Genomic DNA, 19,864 nt, shown 5'->3' on the forward strand with positions numbered 1-19,864 from the left:
CTTTGCGCGCTTAGGCTCCTGTCTGACTTTTCTGCCTGTGAAGCGCTAACGCTTCCGCCACAATCTCCTGCTTGCTCTTACGCGTCTCAAAGGCGGTGGTTCTGATGTACTCCATCAGATCGGGATCGATGCGGGCGCTCAACATCCTGAGATCGGCCTCCTTTGCCAGACCGCGTGCAACACGCTTGTCTGGATAGTCACGGGCGGGCATGGAAAATATTCTCCAGTAAGTCTTGTTAATTCGTTCGGTAAAATATGCTTTTATCTGACTTAAAAGTCAATGTGTAGTTATTTCATAGTGATGTTATTTTTTATAAGTCATAAACCAGATGACTTTTATATGACTTGTGCTGTCAGGCCTGTTAACGGCGGGCAACGTTGCTAAATTAAAACCGCTCAAACTTCAACGCGTTTGGGTTCGCCTTTGGAAATGACCTTGATCCTTGTCCATAATCCGTAATACTGTATTTATATACAGTATCTGGCGAGAAAGGCATTATGGACACTCTCTTTTCTTATCACCCAAAACAAGACATTGAATTACCTTTGTTTTTAGAACGCGTTGCCTGTGGTTTCCCCAGCCCGGCGCAGGATTATGTGGAGGATCGTCTCGATCTTAACCGGCTGGCAGTCAGACACCCCAGTGCGACCTATTTTATCAAGGTGAGCGGAGACTCCATGATTGGGGCGGGGATCGGCGATGGCGATCTGCTGGTGGTCGATCGTTCGTTAAATGCCGAACACGGTGATATCGTCGTGGCGTCGGTCGCCGGTGAGTTTACGGTGAAAGAGCTACAGACCCGTCCGGTTCTGAGACTTCTGCCGCATAATGCCCGCTATCAGCCGATTACCTTTCAGTCCGAAGAGGAGCTGCAGATCTTCGGCGTCGTCACCCACACGCTCAAAACGCATAAACATGTTCGCGCTGGTTGATGTGAATAGCTTTTACGCCTCCTGCGAGCGGGTCTTCCGCCCCGATCTGCAGGGGAAACCCATCGTGGTGGTGTCCAATAACGACGGCTGCATTATTTCGCTGTCGCGGGAGGCAAAGCAGTTCGGCATAAAAATGGGTGAGCCGTATTTTAAATTCAAAGAAAAGCTATATCCGTCAAAAGTTTACGTCTTTAGCTCGAACTATGCGCTGTATGCCGATCTTAGCAGTCGGGTCATGCAGACGCTGACCGATCTCGCCCCGGAAATAGAGATTTACTCCATCGATGAGGCGTTCGTGAACGTTTCAGGGGTCAGCCACTGCCTGTCACTGGAAGCGTTCGGTCACCAGATGCGCACAGAGGTCTTTAAAAATACGGGCCTAACCGTTGGCGTCGGTATTGCCCCGACCAAAACGCTGGCAAAGCTGGCCAACTATGCGGCGAAACGCTGGGCCAGCACGGGCGGCGTGGTCGATCTCTCAGGCCGAGAGCGGCAGCGTAAGCTGCTGGAAAAGGTTCCGGTAGAGGAGGTGTGGGGGGTAGGGCGGCGCATCACGAAAAAGCTCAACGCTATGGGGATCACCACGGCGCTGGAGCTGGCGGAAGCGTCATCCTGGGTCATCCGCAAACATTTCAACGTGGTACTGGAACGTACGGCCCGCGAGCTGCGCGGTGAGCCCTGTCTTGATCTGGAGGAGTTCACCCCCACCAAGCAGCAAATCATCTGTAGCCGTTCGTTTGGACACCGTATTACCCAATATGAAGAGATGCACCAGGCCATTTGCGCCTACGCGGAACGCGCTGCGGAAAAACTGCGCGGCGAGCATCAGTACTGTCGTTTTATCAGCGTATTTGTGCGCACCAGCCCGCACGCGGACAACGAAATTTATTACGGCAATCAGGCTTCCGTCACCCTGATGACGCCCACCAATGACTCGCGCGATATCATCCGCGCCGCCACGGAGGCGCTGGGGCGTATATGGCTCGACGGCTATCGCTATATGAAAGCCGGGGTCATGCTGGCGGACTTTTTCAGCAGCGGCGTCGCCCAGCTTAACTTGTTTGACGATAATCGTCTGCGCGCCAACAGCGCGGCGCTGATGGAGATGATGGACAGCGTAAATCATTCCGGTAAAGGGAAGATATGGTTCGCCGGGCAGGGTATTGAGAAATCCTGGGCAATGAAGCGTGAGATGCTGTCACCGGCCTATACGACGCGGTACGCCGATTTGCCGGTGGCGAAGTAGAGGATGGTTGCGTTATTTCTTTTGCACTAACCAGGTTGCCGCAGCCGCCAGCGCGCCGATCAGCGGCATTTCGCCCGCACCGGCCAGGAAGTTATGGCGATCGATCTCGTTATTTTTACGGATATCGGCAAGGCGGGTAAGCGCCTCTTTTTCATCCGCGGCGCCAATCTCCTCAAACTGTTTTTCAAACCCCTGAGCGATGAGCTGAGCGGCCGCATCGGTGTTTGCGCTCTCGATCGCAATGAGGTTCGGGCCTTTTTGGAAAAAACAGTAATCCGGCATAAGTGCTCCAGAAAGAGGGATACGGTAAAAACACTCTATTCCTTGCGGTTAAAAAATGCACGTGGTTTACGGCGGAAACAATCAGTTTTTCTTGAGTATTTCAGGCAGTAATTGCTCAATCACGCTGACGACCTTTCTGACGCGCTGCGGAATAAAGCGGGCGTCAGGATAGACGGCATAGAGGAAGCGATCGGGTAACCGCCAGTCGGGCAGCACCGGTACCAGCGTGCCCGCCTGCAGCGCCCTGGCCACGAGCGGTCGCTGCATGCCGCCGATACCCATGCCGGATTCCAGCGCCTGCAGCAGCGCGTCGCTGGTGTTGGCACGGAAAACGGTATTCACGTTGATCTCGACCGTTTCCTCGTCGGAAATCAGGCGCAGAGGGGCATCCAGCGGAACACCGCTGAACCGTACGTGTGGCAGCGACGTCAGTTCGCTGACGGCGTGTACCGCCTGAAAACCGGGAGCGGCAAACAGCGCGGCTTCAATACGCGCCAGCACGCGAGCCGCGTGCGCTTGCGGAGGCTCACTGCCCAGCCGTATCGCGACATCCACGCCCTCCGTCACCAGATCGGCAAGGCGGTCATCCAGGGAAATCATCAGCTGCAGTTCGGGATGCAGGTGCTGCAGCGCCAGCAGATGCGGCAAAATGATCTGCCCCAGGCCGCTCGGCAACTGGACATGGACGCGTCCCTGAACGCGATGGTCGGCAGGATGTAAACGCCTCTCCGCTTCCCCCATGGCGTCCAGCACAAGCTGCATATCACGCCGGTAACGTTCACCCTGTTCGGTCAGCTTCATCGTACGCGTCGTACGGTGCAGCAGCACCACGCCAAGCTCATCCTCAAGTGCCGCGATCTGTTGACTGACGGCTGACTGCTTAATGCCGGTCTGACGGGCGGCCGCCGAAAACGAGCCCGCTTCAGCGACGCGTAGAAAGGTAGAAATGGCGGTGAGCTTATTATTCATTTAATGATTCTGCTTATAAGTGCCATCGGTTTCAGGGGGTATCTCCAGAAAAAATAATAGATCACACTGCGTCTGTCACCCTTTGCGGAGAAACACCATGAATAAGATGCAGCAACACAACGTCGCCCTGGTCGCGGGGGCCAGCGGCATTGTCGGCAGACAGCTGGTCAACACGCTCCTGCACCATCAGTGGGAAGTGATTGGCCTCAGTCGCCGCGAGGTAACCCATCCGGACGGCATTTCCATGGTGAACGTCGATTTACTGGATGCGCAGGACACCGCAAGGGCGCTGCACGCCCTGAACGGTGTTACCCACATCTTTTACAGCGCCTGGGCGAACGCGGCGAACTGGACGGACATGGTTGAGCCGAACGTCACCATGCTGCGCAATCTGGTCAGCACCCTCGAAAAAACGGCACCTTTGCAGACGGTAAGCCTGATGCAGGGATACAAAGTCTATGGTGCGCATCTGGGGCCGTTTAAAACCCCGGCGCGGGAAAGCGATCCCGGCGTGCCGGGTGCCGAATTTAACGCCGCGCAGCTCGCGTGGCTCAGCCAGTTTCAGCGGGGGAAAGACTGGCACTGGAATGCCATCAGGCCGGGCGTGGTGGGGAGCCCGGTACCGGGCAATGCCATGAACCTTGCGCTGAGCATCGCCCTGTACGCCTCCCTGTGCAGGGCGCAGGGTTTACCGCTGCGTTTCCCCGGTTCGGAACAGGCCTGGCACAGCATCGTTGACCATACCGACGCCGGGCTGCTGGCAGAGGCAACGCTGTGGGCCGCTGCGTCACCTGCGGCACAGAATCAGGCGTTCAACGTGAACAATGGCGATATCTGGCGCTGGAGCGAGCTGTGGCCGCGCATCGCACGCTGGTTTGAACTGGACTCTGCGCCGCCGGTGAGGCTGTCATTTCATCAGCTGTTTAACGACTATCGCGGCGTATGGCGCGAGCTTGCCGAAGAACGGCTGGTGGAAGCGGATATTTTGCAGCTGAGCGACGGGCATTTTGCCGATTTTGTCTTTGGCTGGAATTACGACATGTTTGGTGACGGGAGCAAGCTGCGCAGGGCGGGCTTTACGCAAATGCAGGCGACCGATGAGATGTTTTTCAGCCTGTTCGCGCAGCTGAGAGCCGCGCGGATTATTCCCTGATGAACCTGGGCGTCCTGGTGCAGGCCAGGACGTCGGGTGCTTACTCAACCGTTAACGCATTCACAACTTCGGACACGCTTTTCACGCTGCGGATGTTCCCAATCCCCGTGCCGAGCGCGATATAGCCTTCATCGGTATTATCTTCCAGCATGCCCAGGCGCAGGCCCCGTAATCCTCCCATCGCCTTGCCCAGCGCGTCGTTGCTTGCGCCAGCTTTATCCATCGCCGCCAGTTTTTCCGCCAGCTTGCCGGGAAGAGCGCGGTAATAATGGGGCACGGTGCGGAAAAGCAGCAAATCGAGACCGTTGGCGGCAACGATTTTCTCTTTGACCCCCTGCGGCACGCGGCTTTCTTCCGTGCTGATAAAGACCGACCCGGCAAACACGCCTTCCGCGCCCAATGCATGGGCCGCTCTGGCGGTGCGATTGTCGGTAATGCCGCCCGCGGCCATCACCGGAATGTGCTTCACGGCATCGGCAATCAGCGGCACGATGGAAAAGGTGCCAAGCACCGTTGCGGGTAACGTCCCGCCCTCATCAAAACCGGTGGCGACGATAATGTCAGCCCCCATTTCTTCTGCGAGGCGGGTGTTCTCAGGCGTTGGGTTGATATCGCGGTAGATAATGGCGATACCCGCCTCTTTTAACTCGCGGAACAGCGCGGGAATAATGCTGCCTTCCCCGTAGCCCGTATACACCACGGCCCTGACGCCTTCGTCTTTCACCACCTGAAGAATAGGCCCAGTCCAGACGTCATTAACGGCCGTGGGGATCAGGTTCACGCCAAAGGGTTTCTCGGTCAGCCGTTTGGTTTTACGAATTTCTTCGCGCATTTTTTCGGCGGTTTCTTCCGGCGTGGAGACCGCGGTGTCGGCGGTTAAACCGGCATTGGGCCCCAGCACGCCGAGCCCTCCGGCATTGCTGACCGCAGCAACTAAACGGGAATCCGTGAGCCAGGATAACGGGCCCTGAATAACAGGTTTTTCGATGCCCAGGATCTGACAAATACGGTTATTTTTCATAGCAGACTCTCCCTTACGTTTGAATGGGGAAGAGTGTAGGGCGCAGGATTGTTAGGAAAAATAGCCAAAAAGATTCATCACTGTTATAAAATTAATAACAATCATATTATTCTGCTCGCGGCAAAAGCATTCCTTATGCAAATAAACCTCTTTGAATCTATTCGAATTTTTATTGAAATTGTTGAGTCAGGCAGTCTTAGCCAGGCGGCTGAGAATCTGCAGATCCATCGTCCGGCGGTCACCAAAGCGTTACAGCTTCTGGAGCAGCACAGCGGCACCCGGCTACTGCAGCGCACAACGCGTCGGATTAGCCTGACCCCGGATGGGGAAGCCTTTTATCGCCGGAGTAAACCCCTGCTGGCGCAGGCGGACGAATTGCTGGAGTCGTTTGGTACGGACCGGGCAATACGCGGTCAGCTGCGTGTGGATATGCCGGTCTCTTTTGCCACGCTGCGGGTGATACCTAATCTGCCTGATTTTTATCGTCAGCATCCTGAGATCGACATCATTCTGAGCAGCTCTGACCGCCGTCGGGATATGCTGCGGGATGGCCTGGACTGCGTGCTGCGGGTGGGGGAGCTGGACGACGGCGAGTATATCGCACGTAAAATCGGGAACATCAAAATCACGACCTGTGCCAGCCCGGCCTGGCTGGCAAAACACGGTACGCCAGAAACGCCGGATGATTTACGCAAGCATCAGGCCATCAACTGGATTAATAACCGCAGCAGACAAATTCATCCGTGGACGTTTACCACCCCGGAAGGCATCGCGGAAATTACCCTTCCCGGTAAGCTTGTCGTGGATAACTCAGAGGCCTACATCGCGGCAGGCCTTGCCGGGCTGGGGTTAATGCAGGGGATGAATCTCTTTCTCCAGCCTTACATTGACCGCGGTCTTCTGGTTGAAGTCCTGCCGGACTATCGCTCGCCGGACCGCAAGCTGTCACTGCTCTATCCACATCGCCACCTCTCCCGCAAGGTGCGGGTCTTTACCGAGTGGCTGGAGAGTCTGGTGTGAAAGCGGCCAGCTCGTGACACAGCGCGCCAATCTGTTCTACGGCGTTCAGCAGGCGGGGCGTGGGTTCGTTTGCGCAGTTCAGCCGCAGAAAGTGCGTTAACTCTGCGGCAGGTGAAAACAGGGGGCCAGGGCTGACGCCAATACCCAGCGCCAGCGCGCGACGGTGCACCTCCAGCGCGTTGACCCGCTGAGGCAGTTCAACCCACAGCAGGAAACCGGCAGTGGGTACGTTAACGCGCGTACCGGGCGGAAAGCTCGCCTTGACCTGCGCCACGACGGCGTGAACGCCCTCTGCGATCCGGCGCTTCAGCCGCCGCAGATGGCGATCGTAGTCGCCGCTCGCCAGAACGTCGCTCGTCGCCGCTTCCAGCAGCGGGGCGCCAGCCCATTCTCCGGCCATGCGGGCCTGTAAGACCTGCGGGGAGTAGCGTCCGGCGGCGATCCAGCCGATTCGCCATCCGGGCGCAAGCGTTTTAGATAGGGAACTGCAGTAAATCACATTCCCGCTCTGGTCGAACGCCTTGCAGGCCGGAGGGCGTTGCCCCTCGCCGACCAGGTCACCGTAAACATCGTCCTCAATTAAAGGAATTTCAGCCTCTTCAAGCAGGGCAACCAGTTCCTGCTTGCGCGGGACGGGCATGCTGGCACCCAAAGGGTTTTGCACGGTGGGCGAGGCCAGAACGGCCGCAGGGCGGTGGCAGCGAATGGCGTCCGCCAGCGGTTCCAGCAGCAGGCCTTCCACAGGGTCGGTGGGGATCGCTAAAGCCTTCAGGCCTAAATCCTCCAGCAGCAGGAGCGTGCCAAAGTAGGCGGGCTGCTCAATCGCCACGACATCGCCCGGCTGGCACACGGCCCGAAGGGCCAGGCGCAGCGCCTGCGTCGCGCCTGCGGTAATAATGAGATCGTCCGCGCCGAAACGGGCTCCCCACTGGGCAGAGCGCGCGGCAATCTTGCTTCGCAAATCCCGCCTTCCCGGAGGCAGGCTGTAGCTCTGTCCATGCGCGTCCAGACGACGGCCCGCAGAGTGCAACGCCCGCTGCAGGGCATCTCCCGGCAGCCACGCGGGATCGGGCAGGGCGGCGCCCAGCGGGATCAGCCGGGCTTCTGCACTGCTGAACAGCGACCGGGCCACGGCGGACAGGGTGACGGGGACCGGGCCCGGCGTGGAGCGCACGGGCTCCGCGCGCGCAGGCTGGCTGGTCTGGCGGATGTAATAGCCTGAACGCGGGCGCGCAACGATCAGCCCTTCAGCCTCAAGGCAGCGAAGGGCCTCCAGTGCCGTCGGAAGGCTAACGCGCTCGCGTTCGGCCAGTTTGCGCGCGGAGATCATCCTGTCGCCGGCACGCAGCGCGCCGGACGTAATGGTAAGACGCAGCATATCCGCAATACGGCGATAGTGAGGAGAGGACTGGGACGGGGCAGACATGGGTAACTGTTCAGGCTAATTTTCGATAAAACTGACTATACAGCCATTGATGCGCGCCATCTATAGTGTCCGGCATGTTCAGGACAAGGAGGCATTATGCACAGCGATAACTTCAACATTTCCACCTATTTCAAACGCATAAACTACACCGGACCGGCGGGTGCCGATACGGCCACCCTGCATGCGCTGATGCGTCATCAGCTCTTTTCCGTTCCCTTTGAAAATCTGGACGTGCAGGCGGGCAAAGTTGTCTCGCTGGCGCCAGACGATATCGCCGATAAGGTGTTAACGCAGGGGCGCGGCGGCTACTGCTATGAGGTAAACGGGCTTTTTGCCATGGCGCTGGCGGCGTTAGGGATCCCTTACCGCTTCGTGGCGGCGCGCCCGATGTTCTACCCCGCGCGGCGGCCGAAAACCCACATGGCGATCGTCGCTGAGGTAGATAGCCGACAGTGGCTTTGCGACCTCGGGTTCGGCAGCTACGGCATTCGTGCGCCGATGGCGCTGGACACGCTTGATGTGGATATCACGCAGGATTTCGACACGTTTCGGCTAAGCCGCGGCGCGGAGGGTGAGTATCTGCTTGAGGCGAAGGTTGAGGGTGAATGGGCCCGGCAGTACGGCTTTGATCTCACCCCTCAGGAATGGATTGACTTCGTTCCGGCCAACTACCTTAACTCCACGCACCCGGATGCCATCTTTGTGCAGAAGCGGGTGGTGGTGCAACACAGCCCGGAGGGACGCCAGATTTTGCTGGGCGATATGCTGAAAACCATCACGGCGAACGGCACTGAAACGCGGAAACTGGCGGAGGATGAAATCCGCCATGTCCTGAAAGACCGTTTTGCGCTGACCGCCGCGTAATCTGCCGGGAAACGGTGGAGCCTCAGCGCAGTCCGTCTTCTGTGGCGTTGCGCTGAGCTCCCCACTGTAACAGCAGGCTAAACGACGCGGGTAATACGGTCAGCGTCACCAGCGTCGCGACCAGCAGCCCGCCGATAATCGCATAGGCCATTGGCCCCCAGAAGACCTGATGAGAGATCGGGATCATGCCCAGAATGGCGGCGCAGGCGGTCAGACAGATGGGTCTGGCCCGGTGCTCCGCGGCCGCCATAATCGCGGCATCGTTTGCCATTCCCTGAGCAAGATTGCTGTCAACCTCGCTAATCAGTATCACCGCGTTGCGCACGATCATTCCCGCCAGAGCGATGACGCCCAGCAGCGCGACAAACCCCATCGGCGTGCCGCCGGGCAGCATAGCCAGCACGATCCCCGGCAGGCCAAACGGGGCCATCAGGAGGGCCAGCAGCATCCGGGAATAACGCCGCAGCTGAAGCATCAGCAGCAACAGCATGATGACCAGCGTTACCGGAAGAACGGTAAAGACGGAGCTGTTCCCCTTGTCCGATTCGGCAACCGCGCCGCCTTCTTCAATGCTGTAACCTGCGGGCAGGCTCGCGCGCAGCTTGTCGACCGCCGGACGCAGCGCCGCGGATACCGCTTCAGCCTTCAGCCCCGGGGCAAGATCCGTTTGCACCGTGATAAAGGGCACGCGCTGGCGACGCCAGATGACCGGATCGTCCACGCCCCAGACCGGCGTCGCGACGGCGCTGAGCGGAATTTTTTTACCGTCGTTCCCCTGAATCGTGAGCGAGGAGAGGGTGGCGGTGCTGTGACGTGCATCGTCCGTGGCCCGCAGCACCACGTCGACAAGGCGGTCGTTATCCCTGATGGAGGTAACAACGCTGCCGGACCAGACGGTGTTCAGCGTGCGGGCGAGGCTTTCCGACGATATTCCCGCCGCCCTGGCCGCCGTCTGATTCACCTTAAGGGTGATGACCCTCTCCGGCTCTCCGGCCGTCTGGTTGACGTCGCGTGAGAACGGAGACCGGCCAATCGCGTCCGTGAGACGGTTCGCCAACGCCCGGACCTGCAGATAGTCTGGCCCGCTCACCCGGTATTTGATGGGCCAGCCGACGGGCGGCCCCAGCTCAAGGGGCGACACGCGCGTGATGATGTCGCTAAACTGCGTCGCCAGGATCCTGTTCAGCTGAGCATGCAGACGATCCCGCGCTTCAAGATCTTTAGCCACCACGACCATCTGGGCGATATTCTCATTTTCCAGCAGCACGTCCATCGGCAGGTAAAAACGGATGGCGCCGGACCCGACGTACGTCGAATAGCGTTTGATGTTGCCGTTGCCGGCCAGCGCCTTTTCCAGCTTTTCCACCTCTCTTAGCGTTTCCGGCTGCGACGCGTTGGCCGGAAGCGTCAGGCTGACCAGCAGCTCTGGCCGGTCCGAGGCGGGGAAAAACTCGCCCTGCATAAACGTCGTGCCGTACGCTGACAGCCCCAGCGCGGCAAGCGCAATCAGCACGGTAGCGAGCCGGTGGCGCAGTGCCAGGCGTAAAAGCCGTCCGTACCCGCGCGCGATCCTGCCGGGTCCCGCCGCGTGATGTCTGACTTTTTCCGGCAGCAGCCACGTACCCGTCAGCGGCGAAAACAGGATCGCGACGGCCCAGGAGCAGAGCAGGGCAATGAGCACCACCGCAAACAGGGAAAAACAGTATTCACCGGCGCTGGAGGCCGCAAAGCCAACGGGAATAAAGCCGGCAACCATCACCAGAGTACCGGTGAGCATCGGGAAGGCCGTCGTTTTGAATGCATGGGTGGCCGCGTGCCGACGGGAATCCCCCGCTTCCAGCCGGGAGACCATCGTTTCGACGGCGATCATCGCGTCATCCACCAGCAGGCCCAGGGCAATGATCAGCGCCCCGAGCGAGATACGCTGAAGGCCAATATCTGCGAGCATCATGCCGGCAAACGTCATGGCGAGCACCAGCGGAATGGCCGTCGCCACCACCAGTCCGGCCCGTAACCCCAGCGAGACAAATGAAACCGCCAGCACGATAACAACGGCTTCGATAAGCACCCGGAGAAACCCGCTTACCGCGTCACTGACCACCGCTGACTGATCGGCAACTTTCACCATCTCGATACCGTGCGGCAGCCCGGCGCTGAGGGCCGCCATTCTGGCATTCAGCGCAGCGCCGAAACGCAGCATGTTGCCCGTTGGCGCCATCGACACCGCCAGCCCGATAGCCGGCTTGCCGTTCACCCGGTAGGCCGGGGCCGGTGGCTCGGCGATTTCCCGGGTGACGGTGGCAATGTCGGTCAGCGGAATATAGCGATTGTTCACGTGCAGCGTGACGGCGCGTAAGCTCTCTTCGGTCGTGAGCGCCCCGCTGACCTTGATCGCCATGTTCTCTTTTTCGGTACGCATCGTTCCTGCCGGGACAACGGCGTTTTGCGACCGGAGGGCGTCGGCAACCTCCTGAATATCGAGCCCCATCCCGGCCAGGCGCGCCGGAGAAAAAGCGAGAACCCACTGCTCCTGCTGTTCGCCCAGCAGGGTGGTTTTGCCTATATCCGGCAGGGACATCAGTTCACGCCGTATTGTCTCTGCGCGATCCCGCACCTCGCGCAGGGTGAAACCTTCGGGAATAAAGGCGTAAATTGTGCCGAACGTGTCGTCAAACTCGTCGTCCACGGCAGGGCCCTGCACCCCTTCGGGCAGGGACGGCGCGATGTCCTGCATTTTTTTGCGAACCTGATACCAGATATCCGGCACGCGTTGCGGGGGCGTATCGTCACGGAGGTTGACGTGGATAACGGTGCGTCCGGCCCGGGTTTCACTTTCGAGATAGTCCAGCCAGGGCGTTTCCTCCAGCTTTTTTTCAAGCGTATCGGTCAGCAGGCGAGTGGTATCCGCCACGGTTGCTCCCGGCCACTGCGCGGAGACGACGGCCGTTTTAATGGTAAAAGCCGGATCTTCGTTACGCGGCAGCTTCTCATAGCAGAACACGCCCATCGCAATCACCAGCAGCATGAAAAAGCTGACCATCTGCTGGTTCTTCAGCGCCCAGGCTGAGAGGTTAAATTTGGCTTCCGGTACTGTGTTCATGGCTGAACCTCTCCGGCCATCACCGGCTCGCCGGATCGTAATGTGCTCACGCCCGCCGTAATCACCCGGTCGCCCGGCTCAAGGCCGGAGGCAATCATGACAGAGGTGGCCGTATAGCTCGCGGGCACCACCGCGCGCAGCTGCGCCCGCGACTGCGGGGTAATCACAAAAACGGCCGGTTTGTCGCCGATGCGGGTCAGTGCCGACGCGGGGAGGGTGTAGCCGCGCGGGGCAGACGATGGCAACGTGACGGTAACGCTGGCGCCCAGCGCCATGGCCGCGGGCGGGTTTTGCAGGGTGGCCCTGACGCGCCAGGTGCGGGTTTGAGGATCGGCCTGCGGGGTGATATCCCGCAGCGCGGCAGACGCCTGCACCGACGGGTCGCTGAGGAGGGAAACCCGCAATTCCGCCTTATCCAGAGGCGGGATCGCATCCGGAGTGGCAATATCAAACGCCACGTCGCGGGCTTCACCCGTTGCCAGCGTCAGCACGGACTGACCGTCGCTGACAACCTGCCCCGCAGAAGCGTTCACGGCGGTGATGACGCCCGCCTGCGGCGCGATCAGGCGCGTCCAGCCGAGGCTTTCGCGGGCATTTCGCCACGCGGCCTCGCTGCTTTTTAAGCGCGCGCGGGCGACAAGCCAGTCCGCACGGGCGCTGTCGAGCTGCGTGCGGGCTATCGCGCCCGTTGGCATGAGCTTTTGCATTCGACTGACGTTAAGCGCGGCGACCTGCGCCGAGGCTTTAGCACCTTCATAGTCGGCCGCCGCGCTGTCGAGCTGGTTTTGCCCGGTCGTGTTGTCAAGCGTGGCCAGCAGCTGTCCGGCAGTGACCCGGTCGCCAATATCAACGCTGCGCGTCAGTATCCGGCCCCCGGTCCGAAAGCTCAGGGTCGTTTCATCGCGGGCACGGATCTCACCGGTTCTTTCCAGCGCGGGAAGGGTTTGGGCGGTGCCAACGACGACGTAGCGTACCGCTCGCGCAGGGTCGGGCTTATTTTCGTGTTTATCACCGCAGCCGGTCAGCGGAAAAATCGCCAGCGCAAGCAGGGCCAGGGGAAGAAAATGCAGCCAGGAAAGGGTGCGCGCCACGCCGTACAAATGATGCAGGCAGTGGCGGAGGGAGAGAAAAAATTCGTCTGACATAACGCCGCTCCATAAAGGGAATGGCGTTATTAAATGCGCGCTACGTCGAGAAAGATTCGATGTTCTGTCAAGGCTTTATCAAGAGTGAAGATTTTCATTACCGGACGGATGCCAGGGCAATAAAATGCGCACAGCGAGGCCGCCGGTTTCCGGTAATGACGCGCTAATCTCACCCCCATGCGCCTCGCAAATCGCCCGGGCGATGGATAAACCGAGGCCGCTGCCGCCGGAATGCCGCGCGCGGGACTGCTCCTCGCGGCTAAAGCGTTTAAACATTTCCGGTAAAAACTGGGGCGAGACCCCCGGCCCGTCATCGGTGAATTCGAGGGTGTAGCGCCCGCTGGCGTAGTGCAGCGCCACCTCGAGATGGCCGCCATCGCGCCCGTAACGTAGCGCATTTTCCATGAGGATGGTAACGACCTGTCCAAGACGGAACGCATCGCCTCTGAAGGGGCTGGTGCGCGGGTTGCGAAGCGTTATCCGGAAATGATGCGCGTCAGCCTGGGGCATGATCCAGGCAGCCCGCTCCTGAATCAGCTCATCCAGACAAAACGGCTGGTCCTCCAGCACGAGGTTACCCGCGTCGGCGAGCGAGAGAAGGTGAAGCTCATCGGTGAGGCGGTTGAGGTGCTGGAGCTGTTTCATCACCATGCCGAGCTGCGCCGGGCTGGCGTCAAACACGCCGTCTAACATGCCCTGCAGACGCCCGATGGCGGCCGTCAGGGGCGAGCGCAGCTCGTGCGCCATCGCGACGTGCGAGGCGCGGAGCTCTTTTTCATAGCGGGCGAGCTGTCCCGTCATGGAGTTAAAGTCGGTCGCAAAGCTGACCATTTCAGCCGGCGCATCCTTGATAAGTTCCGCCTGGCGGCCAAACTCCCCGTCGGCGACATCCTTTGCCGCATCGCGAAGGCGGCTGAACTGCAGCGCCAGCGGCCGGGCGTGTTTGAGCCCCATCACCACGATAAACGGGATCATCACCAGCACCAGCAGGGCCACCGTGGCCCAGTCGGCTGAGGCGATAGACGGCGTGGAATAGCTCAGGCCCCACCAGGTGTCCACAATCGAGTGGAAGCGGGCCGGATTGGCCTGCGGGTTCTGGCTGAGCGTCAGAAACTCCTGGCGGACCGCCGCTGGCATTTTGCCCATTATCCAGTAGTTCTGAACCGCATAGCGCAGCCACATGCAGGTGGCAATGACGATCACGCTGCCGATAGCCAGCGCCAGGATGCGCGCGCAAATCCAGCGCCACAGAGAGGAGTGCTGATTTTTAATCATGGCTGTCTGAACCTGTAACCCACGCCGCGAACGTTGATCAGCACGCCGGAGATCCCCGCCGCTTCGAGTTTTTTACGCAGGTTATAAATATGGGTGTCCACCACGCGCTCCAGCGCCTCGCTTTCCGGCAAACAGTGCTCCAGTAAATACTGGCGGGAGAACGGGTGCGCCGGAGAACGCAGCAGCGTTGCCAGAAGCGAGAATTCCGTTGGCGTAAGATCGAGCATCACGGGCGCGTCGCCGCCGTTATCCACGCTCGCCACAATGGCGGCCACGTCCACCTCCAGCGTTTGCCAGCGAAGGATCGCTTCGTCCGTCTCTTTTTTACTGCTGCGCCGCAGCACCGCCTGCACCCGAGCCACCACTTCGCCCGGATGATAAGGCTTCACAACGTAATCATCGGCACCGTACCGCAGGGCACCAATACGGTCGGGGGTATCCCCCATGGCCGTGACCATGATCACCGGCACATCGCTTTTACGACGCAGGCCAGCCAGCACCTCGGTGCCGTTAAGCCCCGGCAGCATCACGTCCAGCAGAATGAGGTCGGGCTTCCACCGCTGCGCCATATCCAGTCCGGAATGACCGTCTCCGGTAATGGTCACGTCGTAATTTTCCCGCCGTAAATAGGCCTCGAGCACGCCGGCCGCATCGGCGTCATCTTCAATAATCAGCACTCTTCTGGACAACATCCGTTCACCTTGACCATTTCTTAACACTATCCCGACGATTCATTGATTCAGCCAAATCATACTGCGCCAACGTTGTGTGGCCGCCCCCGTATCAGGAGGCGCCAGCGTCCGTATGGAGAGCAGTATGATAGCGATAAAAAAAGTCCTGTATATGTCCGTCCCGCTTCTGATGGCCGTGGCTTCCGGCGCGCAGGCGGATGATGGCACCGCGTCCGATTCCTTAACCGTCGGGCTTGGGGGGCAGTATGCGCCGCGTTACTCAGGCTCAGACAAGCAGGTGTGGCAGGTGGTTCCGGTGCTGCAGGGTCGTAAAGGCGCTTTCTTTATTGATGCGCAAAAAGGGGTGGGATATGACCTGCAAAACGACAGCGGCTGGTATTTCGAACACACGCTGGGCTACGACTTCGGAAGGGCTGATAAAAATTCTGGCTGGCGTGAGGGCGCAAACAATCTGAAAGGGATGGGGGACATTGATGCCACCCTGAATACCGGCCTTGCCGTCGGCTGGCAGGCCACGCCATGGCTGAGTATGGAAGGCAAAGCGACGCTGCCGTTAACGGACAGCCAGGGGGCAAGCTATCAGGCCTCCGTGACGCTGATCCCCGTGCAAAATAACCAGGATACGGTTGCCTTTCAGTCTGCGGCCCTGTTCGGCGACGGCCGTTATCTGAATACCTGGTATGGGGTCAGCGAGCAGCAGAGCCGCCGCACCGGCTATCGCCGCTATGCTGCGCCGGGTGGATTCTATGGCGTCGACACCAGCCTGACCTGGAGCCATCAGTTCGATGCCCACTGGGGGACGGTGCTGAGCGCGGACTATACCTGGCTGGGCGATCGTGCGAATAACAGCCCGATCGTGATGCGGCGCAATGAGGGGGCTGCAACCGCCGCTATCACCTGGACATTTTAAATTCGAGAAGCACGAGGGGACGAGAGGATTATTTCTTCTTATCCATCATCGCTTTTAAATCGGCAAACGGGTTAAACGTGGCGACGCCCACGTCTTTTTGCGCGTCTTCCCCTGCAACCACGGTGGTGCCGTACTGATCCGCCTCGGTGTATTTAGAATGCTCGTGATCGTGGCAAAACAGGCACAACAGCTCCCAGTTGCTGCCATCTTCCGGGTTGTTGGTATGGTCGTGATCGATATGGTGCACCGTGAGTTCGCGCAGATTGGAATAGACAAACTCGCGCGAGCAGCGTCCACACACCCATGGATAGATTTTTAATGCTTTTTCGCGATAGCCGCTTTCCAGCCGCGCGTAGTTTTTGGGGATCAAAGCCATTGCCGGTTTTACCTGCCATGAAAAGAGAGGGGAAGATTATATCGCATTATGGAGCGGAATGACGAACCCCGCTATTCAGTCAATTTATTTGATGCTTTCCGTTAAATAAACGGCATTTATTCTTACCGGGTAATGCGTAAAGTGTATAGAACGCAAAGCATTATCAGGACACATGGTTATGAAAAAGATCGGGTTTTTATCCTTTGGTCACTGGACGCCTTCACCGCAGTCCGGCACGCGCTCGGCGGCAGACACGCTGCTGCAGTCCATTGATTTAGCCGTGGCGGCTGAAGAGCTGGGGGCAGACGGCGCCTATTTCCGCGTGCACCACTTTGCCCGACAGCTGAGCTCGCCGTTTCCTCTGCTGGCGGCCATTGGCGCAAAAACGAAAACCATCGAAATCGGTACCGGCGTGATTGACATGCGCTATGAAAATCCGATGTACATGGCCGAAGACGCGGGTGCGGCGGATCTGATTTCCGGCGGTCGTTTGCAGCTTGGCATCAGCCGCGGTTCGCCGGAGCAGGTCATTGATGGCTGGCGTCATTTCGGCTATGTCCCGCAGGAAGGGGAAAACGAATCGGACATGGCGCGCCGTCATACCGAGGTGCTGCTTGAGGTGCTGCGCGGTGAAGGGTTTGCCAAACCCAATCCGCAGCCTATGTTCCCGAATCCGCCGGGGCTGCTGCGTCTGGAGCCGTATTCTGAAGGGCTACGCGAGCGTATCTGGTGGGGCGCCGGTTCCAATGCGACGGCCGTATGGGCCGCAAAGCTGGGAATGAACCTGCAAAGTTCAACCCTGAAGGACGATGAGACCGGCGAGCCGTTCCATATTCAGCAGGCAAAACAGATCCGCGCGTACCGTCAGGCCTGGAAAGAGGCAGGGCATACGCGCCAGCCGCGGGTGTCGGTCAGTCGCAGCATTTTTGCGCTAATGGACGACCGCGACCGGATGTATTTCGGTGCCAGCCGCAACGACAGCGATAGCGTGGGCTACCTTGATGAGAAAACGCGCGCGATCTTCGGGCGCAGCTATGCGGCGGAGCCGGACAAGCTGATTGAACAGCTGAAAAAGGACGACGCGATTGCCGAAGCCGATACGTTATTACTGACCGTGCCGAACCAGCTCGGTGTGGATTACAATGCGCACGTGATTGAATCCATTCTCAAACACGTCGCACCGGCAATGGGCTGGCGCGAGTAGTTGGCACGCAGGGATAACGCGTGGCGTGATTCTCAATCTGTAACTATCCGGGCGCTTATCGCGAAGACAGGAGGGGCAATACGTCCCTCCTGTCAGCGCTATTTATGGCTCATATCGCTCAGCAGCACGGCGATAGTCTGCCCGCCCGCCGTCTGTTCCAGGGCAATCTTGACGATAATGGTCAGCGGGACGGAGAGCAGCATCCCAACGGGCCCGAGCAGCCAGCCCCAGAATATCAGGGACAAAAAGACCACCAGCGTGGAGAGTCCCAGCCCTCGTCCCATCATGCGTGGCTCAAGAATATTACCGAATACCAGGTTGATGACCAGGTATCCGGCCAGCAGGATCAGCGCGTCATAAAGCCCGCTGAAAACCAGCACCTGAAGGATAGGGGGGATCGCCGCCAGCACGGAGCCGATGTTGGGAATGTAGTTAAGCGCAAACGCCAGTAACCCCCAGACAAACGCAAAGCGAACGTCCAGCGCAAGAAGCATTCCCCAGACAACACCGCCCGTGACCATGCTAATCGCCGTTTTCAGCACCAGATAGCGGGAGACGCTGTCCAGCGCGCGTTGGATCGCTCCCATTCCTTCAACCGGACGGACCATCATCTGCTGCAGCTTTGCCGGCAGCTGCGGCACCTCCAGCAGCATGAACACCACCGTTAAAAACAGCAGGAAAATGGAGGTCATGGCATTGGAAAGCTGCGCCAGCAGGCTGGTGACGATCGTCATGGCTGCGTTGGGGTCGATATATTTCAGGAGTTCCTCAACCGAGACTTCGATACCCGCGCGCTGCAGCCAGGGTTCCAGCTGCAGCAGCGGTATCGCCAGCGAAGAGCGGTACTTCGGCAGCGTTCGCGCCAGTTCATTGAGCGAGGTCCCCAGATACGCCACCAGCAAGACCATCGCTACAATGATGATGCTGATAAGCAGCGTTATCGCCAGCACGCGCGGGATGCGTAGCCGCGTCATGCGCTGCACCAGCGGGTTAAGGATCACCGCAACAAACAGGGCCAGAATAAAAGGCACAATAATGTCGGCGGCAAAACGAACGCCCGTCAGTATGATCACCAGCATGCCCAGCATGATGACAATTTTTAACCCGTTCAGGGTAATAATGGGTTTAGCCATGGTGACTCCGAATTTTTCTTTATATTTATAATAAAGGTGAAAGGCGTTGCAATAAACTAACCAAAATCAAACGGTATGGGTAAAGAATTGCAAAGACTTTGAGTAAAATCCTGGCTTATGGTACAAATCTGGTGTGTTTAACTACCGAGGACAATTTTCATCCGCAAAGACGAGAAGCAACAACGCGGATAATTGTAATTTTATGGACAATATGTTCAGGACGTACTCTTCAAACAATACCGCTGTATACTCCACCTCCTTCTGCCTGCTTTCTGGTGAGCAACACTGGCGCACCGCACTATAGTCACGTCTTCTGCCTGAGCTGGCGCTAAGCGCTTAGCTATCTGATTTCAATTCGTATTTTTTTGGTTTGCTGCACGCAGCGAGCCACGATGGATTATATTCTCAAGCAGGAGAAAAACATGTTTTACTGGATCCTATTAGCGCTGGCTATCATCGCTGAAATTACCGGCACGCTGTCTATGAAATGGGCAAGCGTCAGCGATGGCAATACCGGTTTTATTTTGATGCTGGTGATGATTTCGCTTTCCTATATTTTCCTCTCGTTTGCGGTGAAAAAAATTGCGCTGGGCGTCGCGTATGCACTGTGGGAAGGGATCGGTATTTTGTTGATTACGCTGTTCAGCGTGCTGATATTTGACGAAACATTAACAACAATGAAGGTCGCCGGATTAACGACGCTGGTTGCGGGTATTGTGCTGATTAAATCAGGTACCCGTAAGCCTGGCAAACAGCAGAAGGAGCAGAACCATGCAACAGTTTGAGTGGGTTCATGCTGCCTGGCTGGGGCTCGCCATCGTGCTGGAAATCCTGGCGAACGTTCTGCTGAAATTCTCGGATGGTTTTCGCCGTAAACTCTACGGCCTGATGTCGATTGCCGCGGTTCTGGGGGCGTTCAGCGCGCTGTCTCAGGCGGTAAAAGGGATCGATCTTTCGGTGGCCTATGCGCTGTGGGGCGGTTTTGGTATCGCCGCTACCCTGGCCGCTGGCTGGGTGCTCTTCGGCCAGCGCTTAAACAACAAGGGCTGGATGGGGCTCATCTTGCTGCTTGCCGGCATGATCATGATAAAACTCGCCTGACAGACCTCTCGCCA

General features: G+C 58.5%; 20 protein-coding genes. 9 read left to right on the plus strand and 11 right to left on the minus strand.

The genetic code is table 11. From position 1 onward, the window contains the following. Positions 1-10 precede the first annotated feature (10 nt). Positions 11-211: a hypothetical protein gene (locus tag NWV12_RS09945; RefSeq protein WP_023311485.1), complete on the minus strand. Its 201-nt coding sequence runs from the start codon at positions 209-211 to the stop codon at positions 11-13. Between the two features lie 287 nt (positions 212-498). On the opposite strand from NWV12_RS09945, the gene umuD reads away from it, so the two are divergent. Both umuD and umuC read left to right on the plus strand, forming a co-directional pair. After that, on the plus strand, positions 499-933 hold the full coding sequence (gene umuD, locus NWV12_RS09950; protein WP_029740280.1) for a translesion error-prone DNA polymerase V autoproteolytic subunit: 435 nt from the start codon (positions 499-501) through the stop codon (positions 931-933). Then, complete coding sequence (gene umuC, locus NWV12_RS09955; RefSeq protein WP_048980443.1) at positions 917-2,179, plus strand: translesion error-prone DNA polymerase V subunit UmuC; 1,263 nt, start codon at positions 917-919, stop codon at positions 2,177-2,179. Before umuD ends, umuC begins: the two co-directional genes overlap by 17 nt. A gap of 12 nt (positions 2,180-2,191) precedes the next feature. Here the strand turns inward: umuC and NWV12_RS09960 are convergent, their stop codons facing one another. Together NWV12_RS09960 and NWV12_RS09965 are read right to left on the minus strand one after the other, a co-directional pair. Next, positions 2,192-2,461, minus strand: a complete 270-nt coding sequence (locus tag NWV12_RS09960; protein WP_048980445.1) for a hypothetical protein — start codon at positions 2,459-2,461, stop codon at positions 2,192-2,194. A gap of 81 nt (positions 2,462-2,542) precedes the next feature. After that, the gene (locus NWV12_RS09965) at positions 2,543-3,430 is read right to left on the minus strand and encodes a LysR family transcriptional regulator (RefSeq protein WP_048980447.1); all 888 of its coding nucleotides are present in this window, start codon (positions 3,428-3,430) and stop codon (positions 2,543-2,545) included. Positions 3,431-3,527: 97 nt separating this feature from the next. Here NWV12_RS09965 and NWV12_RS09970 point away from each other — a divergent pair, with 97 nt between their 5' ends. Continuing rightward, the gene (locus NWV12_RS09970) at positions 3,528-4,583 is read left to right on the plus strand and encodes an SDR family oxidoreductase (RefSeq protein WP_048980449.1); all 1,056 of its coding nucleotides are present in this window, start codon (positions 3,528-3,530) and stop codon (positions 4,581-4,583) included. A 40-nt stretch (positions 4,584-4,623) separates the two neighbouring features. On the opposite strand, the gene NWV12_RS09975 is transcribed toward NWV12_RS09970, so the two are convergent. Then, positions 4,624-5,604: a nitronate monooxygenase family protein gene (locus NWV12_RS09975; protein ID WP_048980451.1), complete on the minus strand. Its 981-nt coding sequence runs from the start codon at positions 5,602-5,604 to the stop codon at positions 4,624-4,626. A gap of 135 nt (positions 5,605-5,739) precedes the next feature. Here NWV12_RS09975 and NWV12_RS09980 point away from each other — a divergent pair, with 135 nt between their 5' ends. After that, complete coding sequence (locus NWV12_RS09980; RefSeq protein WP_048980540.1) at positions 5,740-6,624, plus strand: LysR family transcriptional regulator; 885 nt, start codon at positions 5,740-5,742, stop codon at positions 6,622-6,624. On the opposite strand, the gene NWV12_RS09985 is transcribed toward NWV12_RS09980, so the two are convergent. Next, positions 6,596-8,050, minus strand: coding sequence for a PLP-dependent aminotransferase family protein (locus tag NWV12_RS09985; protein WP_048980452.1), 1,455 nt, complete (start codon positions 8,048-8,050; stop codon positions 6,596-6,598). The two genes, NWV12_RS09980 and NWV12_RS09985, sit on opposite strands and share 29 nt — an antisense overlap. A gap of 96 nt (positions 8,051-8,146) precedes the next feature. On the opposite strand from NWV12_RS09985, the gene NWV12_RS09990 reads away from it, so the two are divergent. After that, complete coding sequence (locus NWV12_RS09990; protein WP_048980453.1) at positions 8,147-8,914, plus strand: arylamine N-acetyltransferase; 768 nt, start codon at positions 8,147-8,149, stop codon at positions 8,912-8,914. Positions 8,915-8,936: 22 nt separating this feature from the next. On the opposite strand, the gene NWV12_RS09995 is transcribed toward NWV12_RS09990, so the two are convergent. The 4 genes from NWV12_RS09995 to NWV12_RS10010 all read right to left on the minus strand — a co-directional run bounded on the left by NWV12_RS09995 (position 8,937) and on the right by NWV12_RS10010 (position 15,126). Then, positions 8,937-12,014 carry an efflux RND transporter permease subunit gene (locus NWV12_RS09995; RefSeq protein WP_048980455.1) on the minus strand — a complete coding sequence of 1,026 codons (3,078 nt, stop codon included), beginning with the start codon at positions 12,012-12,014 and terminating at the stop codon, positions 8,937-8,939. Then, entirely contained in the window at positions 12,011-13,159 is a 1,149-nt protein-coding gene (locus tag NWV12_RS10000; RefSeq protein ID WP_048980457.1) for an efflux RND transporter periplasmic adaptor subunit, read from the minus strand. The genes NWV12_RS09995 and NWV12_RS10000 overlap by 4 nt, the downstream gene beginning before the upstream one ends. Before the next feature lie 78 nt (positions 13,160-13,237). Next, a complete protein-coding gene (locus NWV12_RS10005; protein WP_048980459.1) occupies positions 13,238-14,434 on the minus strand; it encodes a cell wall metabolism sensor histidine kinase WalK in 1,197 nt (398 codons plus the stop codon). Then, entirely contained in the window at positions 14,431-15,126 is a 696-nt protein-coding gene (locus NWV12_RS10010) for a response regulator (RefSeq protein ID WP_029739347.1), read from the minus strand. Before NWV12_RS10010 ends, NWV12_RS10005 begins: the two co-directional genes overlap by 4 nt. 124 nt (positions 15,127-15,250) lie before the next feature. Between NWV12_RS10010 and NWV12_RS10015 the strand changes: the two genes are divergently transcribed. Then, on the plus strand, positions 15,251-16,036 hold the full coding sequence (locus NWV12_RS10015; protein WP_048980460.1) for a MipA/OmpV family protein: 786 nt from the start codon (positions 15,251-15,253) through the stop codon (positions 16,034-16,036). A 28-nt stretch (positions 16,037-16,064) separates the two neighbouring features. Here NWV12_RS10015 and yajD read toward each other — a convergent pair whose 3' ends face one another. Continuing rightward, positions 16,065-16,412 (minus strand): HNH nuclease YajD, encoded by a 348-nt coding sequence (gene yajD, locus NWV12_RS10020; RefSeq protein ID WP_003857471.1) that lies wholly within the window; start codon positions 16,410-16,412, stop codon positions 16,065-16,067. A gap of 178 nt (positions 16,413-16,590) precedes the next feature. Between yajD and NWV12_RS10025 the strand changes: the two genes are divergently transcribed. Continuing rightward, positions 16,591-17,616 carry an LLM class flavin-dependent oxidoreductase gene (locus tag NWV12_RS10025; RefSeq protein WP_048980463.1) on the plus strand — a complete coding sequence of 342 codons (1,026 nt, stop codon included), beginning with the start codon at positions 16,591-16,593 and terminating at the stop codon, positions 17,614-17,616. A gap of 98 nt (positions 17,617-17,714) precedes the next feature. Here the strand turns inward: NWV12_RS10025 and NWV12_RS10030 are convergent, their stop codons facing one another. Then, positions 17,715-18,749 (minus strand): AI-2E family transporter, encoded by a 1,035-nt coding sequence (locus tag NWV12_RS10030; RefSeq protein ID WP_048980465.1) that lies wholly within the window; start codon positions 18,747-18,749, stop codon positions 17,715-17,717. A 422-nt stretch (positions 18,750-19,171) separates the two neighbouring features. On the opposite strand from NWV12_RS10030, the gene mdtJ reads away from it, so the two are divergent. After that, entirely contained in the window at positions 19,172-19,534 is a 363-nt protein-coding gene (gene mdtJ / locus NWV12_RS10035) for a multidrug/spermidine efflux SMR transporter subunit MdtJ (protein ID WP_029739354.1), read from the plus strand. After that, positions 19,521-19,850, plus strand: coding sequence for a multidrug/spermidine efflux SMR transporter subunit MdtI (gene mdtI, locus NWV12_RS10040; protein WP_024909144.1), 330 nt, complete (start codon positions 19,521-19,523; stop codon positions 19,848-19,850). Before mdtJ ends, mdtI begins: the two co-directional genes overlap by 14 nt. Positions 19,851-19,864 lie beyond the last annotated feature (14 nt).

Source organism: Enterobacter sp. Crenshaw, assembly GCF_024734705.1.
Taxonomy (GTDB): domain Bacteria; phylum Pseudomonadota; class Gammaproteobacteria; order Enterobacterales; family Enterobacteriaceae; genus Enterobacter; species Enterobacter asburiae_B.

Coding starts and splice junctions, on each gene's coding strand:
- NWV12_RS09970 (WP_048980449.1), top strand. CDS start 3,528: ATGAATAAGATGCAGCAACACAACGTCGCCCTGGTCGCGGGGGCCAGC.
- NWV12_RS09985 (WP_048980452.1), bottom strand. CDS start 8,050: ATGTCTGCCCCGTCCCAGTCCTCTCCTCACTATCGCCGTATTGCGGAT.
- NWV12_RS09965 (WP_048980447.1), bottom strand. CDS start 3,430: ATGAATAATAAGCTCACCGCCATTTCTACCTTTCTACGCGTCGCTGAA.
- NWV12_RS10005 (WP_048980459.1), bottom strand. CDS start 14,434: ATGATTAAAAATCAGCACTCCTCTCTGTGGCGCTGGATTTGCGCGCGC.
- NWV12_RS09960 (WP_048980445.1), bottom strand. CDS start 2,461: ATGCCGGATTACTGTTTTTTCCAAAAAGGCCCGAACCTCATTGCGATC.
- NWV12_RS10010 (WP_029739347.1), bottom strand. CDS start 15,126: ATGTTGTCCAGAAGAGTGCTGATTATTGAAGATGACGCCGATGCGGCC.
- mdtJ (WP_029739354.1), top strand. CDS start 19,172: ATGTTTTACTGGATCCTATTAGCGCTGGCTATCATCGCTGAAATTACC.
- NWV12_RS10015 (WP_048980460.1), top strand. CDS start 15,251: ATGATAGCGATAAAAAAAGTCCTGTATATGTCCGTCCCGCTTCTGATG.
- mdtI (WP_024909144.1), top strand. CDS start 19,521: ATGCAACAGTTTGAGTGGGTTCATGCTGCCTGGCTGGGGCTCGCCATC.
- umuC (WP_048980443.1), top strand. CDS start 917: ATGTTCGCGCTGGTTGATGTGAATAGCTTTTACGCCTCCTGCGAGCGG.
- umuD (WP_029740280.1), top strand. CDS start 499: ATGGACACTCTCTTTTCTTATCACCCAAAACAAGACATTGAATTACCT.
- NWV12_RS09975 (WP_048980451.1), bottom strand. CDS start 5,604: ATGAAAAATAACCGTATTTGTCAGATCCTGGGCATCGAAAAACCTGTT.
- NWV12_RS09945 (WP_023311485.1), bottom strand. CDS start 211: ATGCCCGCCCGTGACTATCCAGACAAGCGTGTTGCACGCGGTCTGGCA.
- NWV12_RS09990 (WP_048980453.1), top strand. CDS start 8,147: ATGCACAGCGATAACTTCAACATTTCCACCTATTTCAAACGCATAAAC.
- NWV12_RS10030 (WP_048980465.1), bottom strand. CDS start 18,749: ATGGCTAAACCCATTATTACCCTGAACGGGTTAAAAATTGTCATCATG.
- NWV12_RS09995 (WP_048980455.1), bottom strand. CDS start 12,014: ATGAACACAGTACCGGAAGCCAAATTTAACCTCTCAGCCTGGGCGCTG.
- NWV12_RS09980 (WP_048980540.1), top strand. CDS start 5,740: ATGCAAATAAACCTCTTTGAATCTATTCGAATTTTTATTGAAATTGTT.
- NWV12_RS10000 (WP_048980457.1), bottom strand. CDS start 13,159: ATGTCAGACGAATTTTTTCTCTCCCTCCGCCACTGCCTGCATCATTTG.
- yajD (WP_003857471.1), bottom strand. CDS start 16,412: ATGGCTTTGATCCCCAAAAACTACGCGCGGCTGGAAAGCGGCTATCGC.
- NWV12_RS10025 (WP_048980463.1), top strand. CDS start 16,591: ATGAAAAAGATCGGGTTTTTATCCTTTGGTCACTGGACGCCTTCACCG.